A 13295-nucleotide genomic window follows, 5' to 3' on the forward strand; every position below is an offset into this window, starting at 1 on the left:
CGATATCCTTCATGTCCGACCGCATTCCTGTCGGCCGCTATCGTCTGCCTCGCGGTGCTCGCGTTCCCGGTCGTTTGCCCGCGCCAGGTCGCTCGCGGCGACCGGCCTTGTGAAAGGAGCGTGTTGCGGTCGGCATCTTTCGCCCTTCGCTCAACATCTCGAAGCGGAGCGCGCCGGCAAGCGGCACGGCCTCTTCCAGTTTGACGCGCACCGGATCACCGAGGCGATAGCCAAGTCCGGATTTTTCACCGGACAGGGCCTGATGGGCCTCATCATAGATGTAATAGTCGCGACCGAGCGTAGATATAGGGACAAAGCCGTCGGCGCCATAGGCGGGGAGGGTGACAAAAAGTCCCGCCCTCGTGACTCCGGAGACGCGCCCGTCGAATTCCTCACCGACGCGTCCGTTCAGGTGATGCGCGATCAACCGATCGATCGTGTCGCGTTCGGCCGCCATTGCGCGCCGCTCGAACGTCGAAATCTCGGCGGCGACGTCGTCAAGCGTACCTTCCTCCTGCGGTGTCGTCCCACCCGCGCCGAGGCCGAGCGCGGTGATCAGGGCGCGATGCACGACCAGATCCGCATAGCGCCGGATGGGAGAGGTGAAGTGGGCATACTTCATCAGGTTCAAGCCGAAATGGCCGATATTCTCCGGGCTGTAGATCGCCTGGCTTTGTGAGCGCAGCACCATTTCGTTGACCATGGTCTCGTAGGGTTTGCCCTCGGCCTTCGAGAGCACGCCGTTGAAATGGTTCGAACGCATGTTACCGCCCTTGACGAGCGAGATGTCGAGCGTCGCCAGGAACTCGCGAAGCGTCTCCTGCTTGGCGAGCGACGGCTGATCGTGAACACGGTAGATAAGTGCCTGCTGCTTCTGCTCCAGCGTCTCTGCCGCCGCGACATTGGCCTGGATCATCATTTCCTCGATCAGCTTGTGCGCGTCGAGTCGTTCCGGCACGAAGACACGGTCGACGGTGCCGTCCGGTTTCAGGATGATCTTGCGCTCTGGCATGTTGAGCTCGAGCGGCTGGCGACGATCGCGCCCGCGCGTCAGTATTCGATAGGCTTCCCAGAGTGGCTTCAGGATCGTTTCCAGGATCGGCCCGGTCTTCTCGTCCGGCGCCCCGTCGATTGCGGCCTGAGCCTGGTTGTAGGAAAGCTTGGCTGCGCTGCGCATCATGATGCGGTGGAACGTGTGTCCGGCCTTGCGACCCTCTTTCGAAAAGCGCATCCGAACAGCGATTGCGGGGCGGTCGACGCCTTCCTTCAGTGAGCAAAGATCGTTTGAAATGCGCTCGGGCAGCATCGGTACGACACGGTCGGGAAAATAGACCGAATTCCCGCGCTTCAATGCTTCCAGATCGAGCGCAGACTTCGGCTGCACATACCAGGAGACGTCGGCAATCGCGACGGTGACGATCACGCCGCCCGGATTGTCGAGTGAGGGATCCGGCTCGGCGTAAACGGCGTCGTCGTGGTCCTTGGCATCGGCGGGATCGATCGTGATCAGCGGCAGCGACCGCCAGTCCTCGCGGTGTTCCATCGTCGCCGGGCGCGCTGCCTCGGCCTCCTTCAGCACGCGCTCGGAAAAGACGTAGGGTATCCCATGTGCATGGATGGCGATCATCGAGATCGCCTTCTCCGACGCCACGGAACCGATGACGTTCTGCACCTGGGCGCGCGGCAGCCCGTAGCGTCCGAGGCGGGCAAGGTGCACCTCCACGAGATCGCCGTCCTGAGCGTCGCCGGTGAAGTCCGGGTCGACCAAAATCTCTTCACCGCGTTTGTCGATCGGCATCAGCCGTCCGCCACCGCCGGGCGTGGCTCGAAAGACACCGAGCACGGCATCTTTGCGCTTGTCGAGAATCTTGATGATGCGAGCCGTAAAGGCGGGGCCGCCGCGGTCCTTTGAGGGGAATATCTTTGCCAGCACCCGGTCGCCGAGGCCGCCGATCGGCGCCTTGCCCTTTGCCTTGCCGACAGCGGATTGCTTGATAAGAACCGCGGGCGCAACGCCGTCGTCATCCAGCCACTCCGCCGGCCGGCCGATCAATTCGCCATCGATGTCGCGTATCGTGATGTCGAGCACTGTGACAGGCGGCAGGGCACCCGGACGGACGAGCGATTTGCGCTTCTTTTCGACCAGCCCGTCTTCCTCGAGCGAGCGCAGCAGCGCCTTCAGCTCGACGCGTGCCTCCCCCTTCAAGCCGAAGGCCTTCGCGATTTCCCGCTTCGACGCCTGCTGCGGGTTCTCGGCGATGAAACGCATCAGCACATCGCGAGGCGGAACCGCGCCGTGAATGATCGTTTCCTTTTCGGCGGCAGGTGCCGTCTCGGCCGCGCTGCCGTTCTTCTTGCCTGCGCCCTTTACGGGCCGTTGGGTCGGGTCGCGCGGGATTCTGGTCAACGTCAGTCCTTCTTGGCCTTCGCGGCCGTTTTCGATTTGGCCTTCGCGGCGGTCTTCGGCTTGGCGGCCTTTGCCGCGCCGTTCGAGGCAGACTTGGTGGCCCTTGCCGCCGTTGATTTCGCTTTGGACGCCTTGCCTTTTGTTGGACCGCCCCTGGCCGCGCGTTCGGCAATGAGCGTCAGTGCCTCTTCCACGGTCACGGATTGCGGATCCTTGCCCTTCGGCAACGTCGCATTGACCTTGCCCCAGTTAACATAGGGGCCAAACCGCCCGTCGCGCACGGTGATCGGGCCGCCGTCTGGGTGCTCTCCAAGTTCCTTGAGCGCGGCCGCGGTAGTGCGTCCGCGGGAGCCGTTGGCGCCCTTCGACTCCTTGTCTGCGAGCACCGAAACCGCGCGGTTGAGCCCGATCGCGAAAACATCCTCGATCGAATCCAGGTTGGCGTAGGTACCGTTGTGAAGGACGAAGGGTCCATAGCGGCCGAGCCCGGTGGAGATCATCTTGCCGGTTTCCGGATGCGCGCCGATATCGCGCGGCAGCGACAGCAGCGCGATGGCCTTTTCATGGTCGATCGATGCCGGCGTCCAGCCCTTCGGCAGGCTGGAGCGCTTTGCTTCCTTGCCGTCACCGCGCTGGACGTAGGGTCCGAAGCGGCCGCTGCGGAGCGTGATTTCCTCGCCGGTATGCGGATCCTTGCCGAGGTTCAGCGGCTCGTTCGACACCGAGGCTTCCGCGTCGCCGTTGGTTTCGGAGGAAAGCTGGCGTGTGTAGTTGCACTCCGGATAGTTGGAGCAGCCGACGAACGCACCGTATTTGCCGAGCTTCAGCGAAAGTTTTCCCGTTCCGCAGACCTGGCAGATGCGCGGGTCGCTGCCATCTTCCCGTTTCGGGAAGACGAGTGGCGCCAGTTCCTCGTTGAGGGCGTCGAGCACGTTGGTGACGCGCAGTTCCTTGGTGTCTTCGACCTGCGAGAAGAAGTCTTTCCAGAACTCGCGCAGGACGTCCTTCCAGTTGAGGTCGCCAGCGGAAATCTGATCGAGCTTTTCCTCCAGCGACGCGGTGAAATCATATTCCACATAGCGCGTGAAGAAGCTCTCCAGAAACGCTGTCACGAGACGGCCCTTGGCCTGGGGCACAAGCTTGCGCTTGTCCGTCGTCACATAGTCCCGGTCAATGAGCGTCGTGACCGTTGCGGCATAGGTCGAAGGGCGGCCGATGCCGAGTTCTTCCATCTTCTTGATCAGTGTCGCTTCCGAGTAGCGCGGCGGCGGCTCGGTGAAGTGCTGGGTGGCATTGATCTTCTGCTTGGCGAGATTTTCTCGCGCGTTGATCTCCGGCAGCCGACCTCCCTCGTCGCCATCGTCGGGCTGCTCGCCGTCTTCCTTCATATCGGTGTAAGCGGCAATGAAGCCGTCGAAACGGATGACCGAACCGGTAGCTCTGAGACCAGCTTTCTTGCCGCCGTTGTCAGCGGTGATCTCGGCGGTCGTCCGCTCGATTTCGGCTGAAGCCATCTGGCTCGCGATGCCGCGCTTCCAGACGAGATCGTAAAGTTTGAGCATATCGCCGTCGAGGAAACGGCGCACCTGGTCGGGCACGCGGTTGAAATCCGTCGGGCGGATGGCCTCGTGCGCTTCCTGGGCGTTCTTCGCCTTGGTGGAATAGAAGCGGGGCTTCTCCGGCAGATACCGTTCACCGAACTGGGTGCCGATCGCCAGGCGCGCAGCCTCGATCGCTTCGGGCGCCATCTGTACGCCATCGGTACGCATATAGGTGATGAGACCGACGGTCTCGCCGCCGATGTCGACGCCTTCGTAGAGTTTCTGCGCCACCTGCATCGTGCGCGAGGCCGAGAAGCCGAGCTTGGAAGAGGCGGCCTGCTGCAGCGTCGAGGTGGTGAAGGGCGGCGCCGGATTGCGCTTGACCGGCTTCGCGTCGACGCTGTCGACGACATAGGTCGCGCCATCGAGCAGCGTTTTCAGCCGGTTGGCCTCCTCGCCGTTGCCGATCGCCTTCGGCTGCAGCCGCTTGCCGTCGGCGGAAACGAGGCGCGCCTCGAATTCATCGCCGCGCGGCGTCTTCAGGAGCGCCGAGAGGTTCCAGTATTCCTCGGTGACGAAGCGTTCGATTTCGGCTTCGCGATCGCAGACGAGACGCAGCGCTACCGATTGCACCCGGCCGGCCGAGCGCGCGCCCGGCAACTTGCGCCAGAGGACGGGGGAGAGATTGAAACCGACGAGATAGTCGAGCGCCCGTCTGGCGAGATAGGCGTCGACCAGCGAGATATCGATATCACGAGGGTCGGCCATGGCATCGAGCACGGCCTTTTTCGTGATCGCGTTGAAGACAACACGCTTGACCGGCTTGTCACCGATGACCTTCTTCTTCTTGAGAAGGTCCAGCACGTGCCAGGAGATTGCCTCGCCCTCGCGATCCGGGTCAGTCGCGAGGATCAGTCCATCGGACGATTTCACGGCGTCGGCGATATCCTTCATGCGTTTCGCCGAGGCGCCGTCGACCTCCCAGGACATCTCGAAATCTTCATCCGGGCGGACGGACCCATCCTTGGCAGGCAGGTCCCGCACGTGGCCGAACGAGGCAAGCACCTTGTAGCCGGGGCCTAGGTACTTGTTGATCGTCTTGGCCTTGGAAGGCGATTCCACCACTACAACATTCATCGTCATTCTCTGAGACAATCTCTTTTGGCAAAGCGCAAATGCTGCGCGCCGGATGTTGACGCCACGAAATGGACAGGGATTCGGGCGCGGTCAAGGGGTTTCATTGAAAATAGCAACATCGCCATGGACTGCAACCAAGCGGCAATATCCGAAATTCCGCAACCGAAGGTCGTTTCGTCCTGCGAGTTTGCATGTGCCCCAATGGCGCGTGGCCTTGCCTTTTCTGGCACGTCACTCCTTGGGATTAAGAGACACCAGGCCGGCGCCGTGCCGGCAAAGCTGGCCTGCGAGATCCAGTTCCAGAAGCACGAGGTGGACCTGGGAGGCGGAGAGCGCGGTATGGCGGATGATGTCGTCGATTTCGACCGGCGTTGGCCCAAGCGCTTCGACGATGCGGTTGCGCTCGCCGTCATCGGGCGCCGCAGGTGCCGTGCGCGTGTTCTCGATCGCCGGTTCCTTGATGTCGAGGCGCGTAAGGAGGTCGTTGCGCGTGAGCGGCGCGAGCGCTTCCAGAACGTCCGCCGAAGAGGTCGTGACGGTCGCGCCCTGTTTCAAGAGGTCGTTCGTACCGTGGCAGCGCGGATCGAGTGGCGATCCGGGAACCGCGAAGACCAGCCTGCCGAAGTCGGCCGCGTAACGGGCGGTGATTAGTGAACCGGAGCGGTTGGCCGCCTCGACGATGGTAACGCCAAGGCTGACGCCGGCGATGAGCCGGTTTCGCCGCGGAAAATCACGCGCGCGGGGTTCCCAGCCGAATGGCATTTCGCTGATCGCCAGTCCTTCGCCGGATGTCATCTCCTGCAACAGCCCGATATTCTCCGGCGGATAAGGCTGGTCGAGGCCGCCGGCAAGCGCTGCGATCGTGCCGGTCTGGAGACTTGCGCGGTGGGCGGCCGTATCGATGCCACGGGCAAGCCCCGAGGTGATGACATAGCCTGCAGCCCCCGCATCGCGCGCGACCATGGCGGCGAATTTCGCGCCGCTCACGGAGGCATTGCGCGAACCGACGATGCCGAGGGAGGGGCGCGTTGCCGCCTGGATATGACCCTTCATGGCAAGTAGCGGCGGAGCGCCGTCGATCTCTCTCAATGCCGGCGGATAGTCCGGCTCGCCGATCCCGACAAAAACGGCGCCGAACCGGTGCGCCGCCTCGAGCTCGCGTTCCGCATCTACCGCCGTCGCAATGCGAAATGCACGCTCCGAGCCGCCGCGCCGGGAAAGCTCCGGCAGTGCTTCAAGAGCGGCCTCTGCCGTGCCGAAGTGATTGATCAGGTCTCGGAAGGTGGCAGGTCCGACATTGTCGCTGCGAATGAGCCTCAGCCAGGCGATTTTCTGCCGTTCCGTCAGCGCGATTCCTCTTTGTTGGGCGCTGACGTTCAGCATCATCCCTTTTCTCCGATCCGGCTTTCCGTGCCGCTGAGCAACCGCTGGATGTTCGCACGGTGTTTGATCCAGGTGATGACGGTCATGATTGCGAACAGCAGCGCTACTTTCCCATATCCGGTGGCATAAAGCACCAGCGGCACGATAGCGGTCGCAGTGAGGGCGCTGAGCGACGAGTAGCGCGTGACCTTGGCCATGGTGAGCCAGATTGCGCCGAAGACGAGCACCATGACCGGTGCAAGGCCCAGCAACACGCCGATGTAGGTTGCGACGCCCTTGCCGCCCTTGAACGAAAGCCAGACTGGATAAAGATGTCCGAGGAAAGCGGCGAGGCCGGCGGCAATACCGGCCTCAATACCCCAAAGAGAGGCGACGACGGCGGCGGCTGTGCCTTTGAGGGCATCGAGGAGCAGCGTTGCCGCAGCAAGCTTCTTGTTGCCGGTTCGAAGCACGTTCGTTGCGCCGATGTTACCCGAGCCGATCTTGCGAACATCGCCGAGGCCTCCCATGCGGGTGAGAACGAGTCCGAAGGGGATCGATCCCAGAAGATAGCCGAAGACGAGACATACGAACGTCGCGGGCAGCCCGAGCTGCCAGGATAATAACTCCACCGGTTCCTCCCCGCCTGACAGCTCCGGCCTTACGCTGAATGCACCAGCTTGCCTGCAACATAAGTTTGGACGACCCGTCCGGTAAAGCGGGCATTTTCAAAAGGTGTGTTCTTCGAGCGGGAAACCAGCGCCTTTTCGTAGAGGACCCAAGGCTCTTCCAGATCGAGAACTGTGATGTCCGCTTTCGCGCCTGGTTTCAGCGTGCCTGCATCGAGGCCGAAGATCGCGGCCGGGCGCGTCGACATCGCATCGATCAGGCGCATCAGCGGTACTTGGCCGCTGTGGTAGAGCCGAAGGGCTGCCGCCGCGAGGGTTTCGAGGCCGATCGCACCGTCGGCCGCGTCGGAGAAGGGCAGGCGCTTGGTGTCGACATCCTGCGGATCGTGCGACGATACGATGATGTCGATGGTCCCGTTGGCAAGCGCCTCTGTCATTGCGACGCGGTCGTCTTCGCCGCGCAACGGAGGCGACAATTTGAAGAAGGTCCGATATTCGCCGATGTCGTTCTCGTTCAACGTCAGATGATTGATCGAGATGCCGCAGGTGACATTGGTCCCGCGCTCTCGCGCGGCGCGCACGGCATCGGCCGATTCCGGTACGGAAATCTCCGCGGCGTGGTAAGCGACCCTGGTCAATCCGGCGATGCGAAGGTCGCGTTCGAGTGGAATGATCTCCGCTTCGCGCGGCACGCCCGCGAGGCCGAGCCAGCTTGCGAGCAGGCCTTCGTTCATGACGCCGTTGGCGCCAAGGTATTTGTCGCGGGTCTCAAGAGCGATAACCGCTCCGAATTCGCGCGCATACGTCATCGCGCGGCGCAACACGAGCGTGTCGTGAACCGGTTGCCGGCCGTTGGTGAAGCAGACAGCGCCCGCGTCGCGAAGTAGTCCGATTTCGGTCATTTCTTCGCCGAGCAGTCCCTTGGTGAGGGCTGCAGCAGGGTGGACATTGACGAGCGCCTTGTCGCGCGCCGTCTTCTGTACGAATTCCACGAGGGCAATTTCGTCGATGACGGGATCGGTGTCCGGCATGGCGATGAACGACGTGACGCCACCCGTCGCTGCAGCCCGCGCAGCCGATTCGATCGTCTCACGATGCTCGCTTCCGGGCTCGCCGACGAAGACACGTGCATCGACGAGGCCCGGGACAGCCGCAAGGCCCCCGCAATCCTTCACGAAGGCACCATCCGGTGCGCCCTGGTTCTGGGCGTCGCTACCGGCTGCAAGGATGCGGCCGTCGCTGCCGACGATGATCGAGCCCGTTTCGTCGAGATTGCGCGAAGGATCGACAATGCGCAGGTTTTTCAGAACGAGTGGTCTGGTCATAGGCGCGGCCCCTGGTTCTGCGAAAGGAGAAGCGTTTCCATCACCGCCATGCGCACGGCAACACCCATCTCGACCTGTTGCTCGATGACGCTCTGCGGACCGTCGGCGACTTCGGAAGCGATCTCGACGCCGCGATTCATCGGGCCCGGGTGCATCACCAGCGCATCGTCCTTGGCTGCCTTCAGCTTTTCAGCGTCGAGGCCGTAATAGTGGAAATATTCGCGCACCGAGGGCACGAAAGAGCCGGTCATGCGCTCGCGCTGGAGCCGCAGCATCATCACTACGTCCGCGTCCTTCAAGCCTTCCGCCATGGAATGATAGACCTCGACACCCATCTGCGCGATGCCGGCGGGCAGCAGCGTCGCCGGTGCGACGACGCGCACGCGCGCTCCCATCTCGTTGAGCAGCAGAATGTTGGACCGGGCGACACGCGAATGCAGCACATCGCCACAGATTGCGACGATGATCCGCGAGAGCTTGCCCTTGGCGCGGCGGATCGTCAGCGCGTCGAGGAGCGCTTGGGTCGGATGTTCGTGCTGACCGTCGCCGGCATTGACGACCGAGCAGGAGACCTTCTGGGCGAGCAGAGCCGCCGCGCCCGCCGAGGAGTGGCGCACGACCAGCACGTCGGGATGCATTGCGTTCAGCGTCATCGCCGTGTCGATCAGCGTTTCGCCCTTCTTCACCGAGGAATTGCCGACGGACATGTTCATGACGTCGGCGCCGAGGCGCTTGCCCGCCAGTTCGAAGGAGGATTGCGTCCGGGTCGAGGCTTCGAAGAAAAGATTGATCTGCGTCAGCCCGCGCAGCGAGGAGGTTTTCTTCTCCCTCTGCCGGGAGATCTTGACGGCTTCGTCGGCGCGATCGAGCAGGAGGGTGATGTCCTGTTCCGTGAGGCCCTTGATGCCGAGCAGGTGGCGATGCGGGAAAGTGATCATGAGCCGCCCTTGCACTCTATAATTTGGCTCGCTCTATAAAGCGTGGTCAGGGGCCGGGCAAGCGGCGCGCCACCCCTTCCGCAGAAAACTTGCGTGGGCCTCAGGGCGCGCCTGTTTCGCGCCTGCGAAACTTGCGCTAGAACCGGCCCATGAATCAGATGAACCGGACTGAACAGAAACTCGCCGAGCTGAACCAGCCAAAACCCTGGTCCGGTGTCAACGCCTATCGCTCCGATCCTCTCGTCGTCGATATCACGTCGAGCATGCCGAAGACGTTGCGCGACGAATTTGACGTGCTCGGACGGTACGTCACGTCGCCGGAAGCGCAGGAACTGGCGCGCATGGCCAATGAGGGCGTGCCAAAGTTGAAGACCCACGGACCTCGCGGCGAGCGCCTCGATGTCGTCGACTTCCATCCGGCCTGGCATGCGCTGATGCGCCGGTCGATGACGACGGGTCTGCATTCGTCCGCCTGGGAGAACCTGGCGGATGAAAGAGGCCGCTCGCACAAGGCGAGGGCGATCCGCTTCTATCTGACAGCCCAGCTGGAATGCGGTCATCTCTGCCCGCTGACGATGACGAGTGCGTCGGTTGCCGCTATCACGGCGTCTCCGGCAGTCCAGAAAGAATGGGCGCCGAAGATCCTCTCGCGCAAATATGACTCCTCCAACCGCCCCTGGATGCAGAAGACCGCCGTCACCATCGGCATGGGCATGACGGAGAAGCAGGGCGGCACCGATGTGCGGGCCAACACCTCGACTGCAGAGCGCGTGGGGGAGGGTATCTACCGTCTGAACGGCCACAAGTGGTTCATGTCGGCGCCGATGAGCGATGCTTTCGTGATGCTCGCGCAGACGCGCGACGGGCTCGGCTGCTTCCTAGTGCCGAGGCTGCTCGAGGATGGTTCCGCCAACGGACTGCGCTTTCAGCGCCTGAAGGACAAGCTCGGCAATCGCTCCAATGCTTCGTCGGAGGTGGAGTTTTCCGACACGTTCGGCTTCGTTCTTGGAACTCCCGACGCCGGCATCCGCACCATCCTCGACATGGTGACATTGACGCGGCTCGACTGTGCGCTTGCTTCGGCGGGCATGATGCGGGCTTCGCTCGCCGAAGCCGTGCACCACACCCGCGGCCGCAAGGTCTTTGGAAAGGCGCTGGTCAGCCAGCCGATGATGACGCGTGTTTTGGCCGACATGGCGCTCGACGTCGCCGCGGCGAGCGCACTGTCGTTCCGTCTTGCCGATGCCTTCGACAAGGCCCACGGCAGCGCCGAGGAAGCCGCCTATGCCCGCATCATGACGCCGGTCGCAAAATATTGGTGCTGCAAGATCGCGCCCGCCTTGATCTACGAGGCGATGGAATGTCTCGGTGGCAACGGCTACGTCGAGGAGCGGGCACTCGCCCGACACTATCGCGAGGCGCCGGTCAATGCCATTTGGGAGGGATCCGGCAACGTCATGGCGCTTGACGTTCTGCGCGTGCTCGGGCGCCGCAAGGAATTGTTCGAACAGCTTTTCGGTGTCTTCAGCCGTGATCTCGGCCCCGCCGGCCGAAAGACGATCGATGTCCTTCGCGCCGCCATGTCGCTCTGCGAGCGCGACGAAGGTGCCGCCCGCATGCTGGTCGAACAGCTTGCGCTTGCCGCTGCTGCTGCTGAACTTTATCGGCTCGGGGCCGGGCGCATCGCCGACGCCTTCCTCGAGTCGCGTCTCGCGGCGGGTTGGCGCTCCACTTACGGCATGCTCGATTCGCGCTTCGATTCGGGCTATGTGCTCGATCTGCTCTACCCGGCCGCGACGTAACCGGTGGCGGAAAGGACGAGCGGTATCGTAAAGAAGGATAACGCCGTCTGAACCGTCGCGACCGCGGCATAGAGTTCTGCATCTCCCCCCATCTGCTTGGCGAGAAGATAGCCGTTCATGGCTGTCGGAACGGCCGCTCCCAGCGCTATCACCAGCAGCGCATCGCCGCGGATGCCGAGCAGCGCACTGGCTCCGACCATAAAAGCCGGCATGACGATTAGCTTGAGCGTGACCGCCAGAATCGCGGCGCTGCTCGGCCTCAAGGCGTCTGCGATCTTGAGACCGGCACCAACCATGATCAGGCCGAGGCTAAGTGAGGCCGTCGCCAGCATGTCGATTGCCGTCATCACCGGTGCATAGAGCTCGATGCCGGTGATGTTGAACAATATCCCAAGCGCCGACGAAATGATCAAAGGATTGGTGATGATCTTCAGGAAGAAGAACCCGAGACCGCGACCGCCGCCGCCGAACCAGACGAGCACGGCGACATTGTAGAAATTGATCGGGATGATGATCAGCGTCATCACCAGCGCGGTCAGGCTGAGACCGATCGCGCCGTAGAGCTTTTGCGCAACGGCCAGCGCGATGAAGGCGTTCCAACGCGTCGCGGTCTGAAAGATCGAGGTGAAGGCAGCGCCGGAGATCTGGCGGCCGCGCAGGAGCGGCCAGCTCAGAAGGAGTGCGGTCGACATAGCTGTAACGCTGCCGATGGTCGCGATCGCCGTTGCGTCGGCCTTCATTCCGGTGAAGTCCGCCTCGGCCAAGGTCGAGAAAAGCAGCGCGGGGAAAAGAAGATAGTACCCGAACTGCTCGAGCCCCATCCACAGCCCCTGATCGATGAGCTTCGACCGTCGAAGCCAGACCCCAAGAAGCACGAGCAGGAAGATAGGCAGAATGCTCTCGAAGATGACAGTCATGACGGGTCCATGCACAGGGAGGCTTACGCATAGTTCGCACCACGGCCAGTCGCAAGCCGAACTTCGCTTGTAAATGTTAACCTTAACAAATGGTTTACGTTGCAGGCGCGTGCCCAAGGGTGGAGATTGGGGCAGGAAATCGAGAACGGAGCGGTTCGATGAGAACTGGTTTGTTGATCATCATGATGATTTTTTTTGCCGGCCTGGCACTCGACATCGGGGTGCTTGCGGCCGCTCTTCTGGCGTTTGTGCTGGTCGAGAGAGCGCTCTATCCGCTGCTCCGCCGGCGGATCTCGGAAAGGGCGAGCGTATGAAGTGGCTCCTGATCTTTTGGGGCGCCCCGGTTACCCTGCTGACCGGCTGGTATGGTCTTTCCTATTACGACATGAGCTTCGGCGTCTTCATGTTGACGCGTCAGGCGCATGACCTGGTTTTCGCGATCTATGGCCACGTGCTCGGAATTCCGCCCGAAACCATTCCGCCGCTCGTCGCGCGGGCAATGGTGGTGGATAGCGCCATCGTATTTGCGCTGGTCGCGGTCAGGAAACGCCGGGAGATCCTTGCCTGGTACCGACGTCGTTTCGGCAGGCGCGGCACCGCTCAATCGCGGGAGGCGTTTGCGAGCGACGCCAACCTGTCTAGCGCTCCCTGAAGAATGAAGGAAGCGGCGGCGGAGTCGATGCGCTCGGCTCGCTTCTTCCGAGATACGTCCATCTCGATCAGCACCCGCTCCGCGGCGACCGTCGAAAGCCGCTCGTCCCAGAGGACAAAGGGGATATCGGTTTTCTCTCCCATATTTCTGACGAAGGCGCGTGTCGCCTGGCAGCGCGGCCCCTCGGTCCCGTCCATATTGACGGGCAGGCCGATGATAAAGGCTGCGACCTTTTCTTTCTCCGCCACGGAGAGAAGCGCCTGCGCATCGACGCCGAACTTGACGCGCCGGATCACGTCGCGCGGTGTCGCGAAGCGCCGTCCGAGATCGGAGACCGACAGCCCGATCGTCCTCGTGCCGAGGTCGAGCCCGGCAATCGCCTGGTTGGGCGGCAAACGCGCTGCCAGTTCTTCGATCGTAAGAATTGCCATGGGATTTCCCGATTCGATCTTTCCACTTGTGTCGTCTGATCCATATGCTGGTCCAACACATAAATCATCAGCGCGGTTCGCCCTAACTCTTTAAGAACGACAACGCCCTCAGGTTCGGTTGCCCGGGTTGCTCGCTCAAACTTACCCTGGTCCA

The 13295-nt window shown here is 62.4% G+C and carries 11 protein-coding genes; 3 read left to right on the forward strand and 8 right to left on the reverse strand.

Annotated features, from left to right (window positions below):
• Positions 1-37: 37 nt before the first annotated feature.
• The 6 genes from rnr to QN219_RS03970 all read right to left on the reverse strand — a co-directional run bounded on the left by rnr (position 38) and on the right by QN219_RS03970 (position 9339).
• Positions 38-2407, reverse strand: a complete 2370-nt coding sequence (gene rnr / locus QN219_RS03945) for a ribonuclease R (protein ID WP_283998080.1) — start codon at positions 2405-2407, stop codon at positions 38-40.
• 2 nt (positions 2408-2409) lie between these two features.
• Positions 2410-5085 carry a type I DNA topoisomerase gene (topA, locus tag QN219_RS03950; RefSeq protein WP_283998081.1) on the reverse strand — a complete coding sequence of 892 codons (2676 nt, stop codon included), beginning with the start codon at positions 5083-5085 and terminating at the stop codon, positions 2410-2412.
• A 231-nt stretch (positions 5086-5316) separates the two neighbouring features.
• Positions 5317-6468 (reverse strand): DNA-processing protein DprA, encoded by a 1152-nt coding sequence (dprA, locus tag QN219_RS03955; protein WP_283998083.1) that lies wholly within the window; start codon positions 6466-6468, stop codon positions 5317-5319.
• The gene (gene plsY, locus QN219_RS03960) at positions 6468-7079 is read right to left on the reverse strand and encodes a glycerol-3-phosphate 1-O-acyltransferase PlsY (protein ID WP_283998084.1); all 612 of its coding nucleotides are present in this window, start codon (positions 7077-7079) and stop codon (positions 6468-6470) included. Before plsY ends, dprA begins: the two co-directional genes overlap by 1 nt.
• A 29-nt stretch (positions 7080-7108) precedes the next feature.
• Positions 7109-8401, reverse strand: a complete 1293-nt coding sequence (locus QN219_RS03965) for a dihydroorotase (protein ID WP_283998085.1) — start codon at positions 8399-8401, stop codon at positions 7109-7111.
• Complete coding sequence (locus QN219_RS03970) at positions 8398-9339, reverse strand: aspartate carbamoyltransferase catalytic subunit (protein ID WP_173512564.1); 942 nt, start codon at positions 9337-9339, stop codon at positions 8398-8400. Before QN219_RS03970 ends, QN219_RS03965 begins: the two co-directional genes overlap by 4 nt.
• Positions 9340-9488: 149 nt before the next feature.
• Here QN219_RS03970 and QN219_RS03975 point away from each other — a divergent pair, with 149 nt between their 5' ends.
• Positions 9489-11141, forward strand: coding sequence for an acyl-CoA dehydrogenase family protein (locus QN219_RS03975; protein WP_283998087.1), 1653 nt, complete (start codon positions 9489-9491; stop codon positions 11139-11141).
• Here the strand turns inward: QN219_RS03975 and QN219_RS03980 are convergent.
• On the reverse strand, positions 11123-12058 hold the full coding sequence (locus QN219_RS03980) for an AEC family transporter (RefSeq protein ID WP_283998088.1): 936 nt from the start codon (positions 12056-12058) through the stop codon (positions 11123-11125). The genes QN219_RS03975 and QN219_RS03980 overlap by 19 nt on opposite strands.
• A gap of 158 nt (positions 12059-12216) precedes the next feature.
• On the opposite strand from QN219_RS03980, the gene QN219_RS03985 reads away from it, so the two are divergent.
• Positions 12217-12372 carry a hypothetical protein gene (locus QN219_RS03985; RefSeq protein WP_283998090.1) on the forward strand — a complete coding sequence of 52 codons (156 nt, stop codon included), beginning with the start codon at positions 12217-12219 and terminating at the stop codon, positions 12370-12372.
• Positions 12369-12710 (forward strand): DUF6105 family protein, encoded by a 342-nt coding sequence (locus QN219_RS03990; protein WP_283998092.1) that lies wholly within the window; start codon positions 12369-12371, stop codon positions 12708-12710. Before QN219_RS03985 ends, QN219_RS03990 begins: the two co-directional genes overlap by 4 nt.
• Here the strand turns inward: QN219_RS03990 and ruvX are convergent.
• Positions 12659-13141 carry a Holliday junction resolvase RuvX gene (ruvX, locus tag QN219_RS03995; RefSeq protein WP_283998094.1) on the reverse strand — a complete coding sequence of 161 codons (483 nt, stop codon included), beginning with the start codon at positions 13139-13141 and terminating at the stop codon, positions 12659-12661. The two genes, QN219_RS03990 and ruvX, sit on opposite strands and share 52 nt — an antisense overlap.
• Positions 13142-13295: the final 154 nt, after the last annotated feature.

It is taken from the genome of Sinorhizobium sp. 8-89 (assembly GCF_030124325.1).
GTDB lineage: Bacteria > Pseudomonadota > Alphaproteobacteria > Rhizobiales > Rhizobiaceae > Sinorhizobium.

What these genes read in the sequence shown, in the direction of transcription:
- topA (WP_283998081.1), bottom strand. Translation starts at nt 5,085, where the DNA reads ATGAATGTTGTAGTGGTGGAATCGCCTTCCAAGGCCAAGACGATCAAC.
- dprA (WP_283998083.1), bottom strand. Translation starts at nt 6,468, where the DNA reads ATGCTGAACGTCAGCGCCCAACAAAGAGGAATCGCGCTGACGGAACGG.
- QN219_RS03965 (WP_283998085.1), bottom strand. Translation starts at nt 8,401, where the DNA reads ATGACCAGACCACTCGTTCTGAAAAACCTGCGCATTGTCGATCCTTCG.
- QN219_RS03970 (WP_173512564.1), bottom strand. Translation starts at nt 9,339, where the DNA reads ATGATCACTTTCCCGCATCGCCACCTGCTCGGCATCAAGGGCCTCACG.
- QN219_RS03975 (WP_283998087.1), top strand. Translation starts at nt 9,489, where the DNA reads ATGAATCAGATGAACCGGACTGAACAGAAACTCGCCGAGCTGAACCAG.
- QN219_RS03980 (WP_283998088.1), bottom strand. Translation starts at nt 12,058, where the DNA reads ATGACTGTCATCTTCGAGAGCATTCTGCCTATCTTCCTGCTCGTGCTT.
- QN219_RS03985 (WP_283998090.1), top strand. Translation starts at nt 12,217, where the DNA reads ATGAGAACTGGTTTGTTGATCATCATGATGATTTTTTTTGCCGGCCTG.
- QN219_RS03990 (WP_283998092.1), top strand. Translation starts at nt 12,369, where the DNA reads ATGAAGTGGCTCCTGATCTTTTGGGGCGCCCCGGTTACCCTGCTGACC.
- ruvX (WP_283998094.1), bottom strand. Translation starts at nt 13,141, where the DNA reads ATGGCAATTCTTACGATCGAAGAACTGGCAGCGCGTTTGCCGCCCAAC.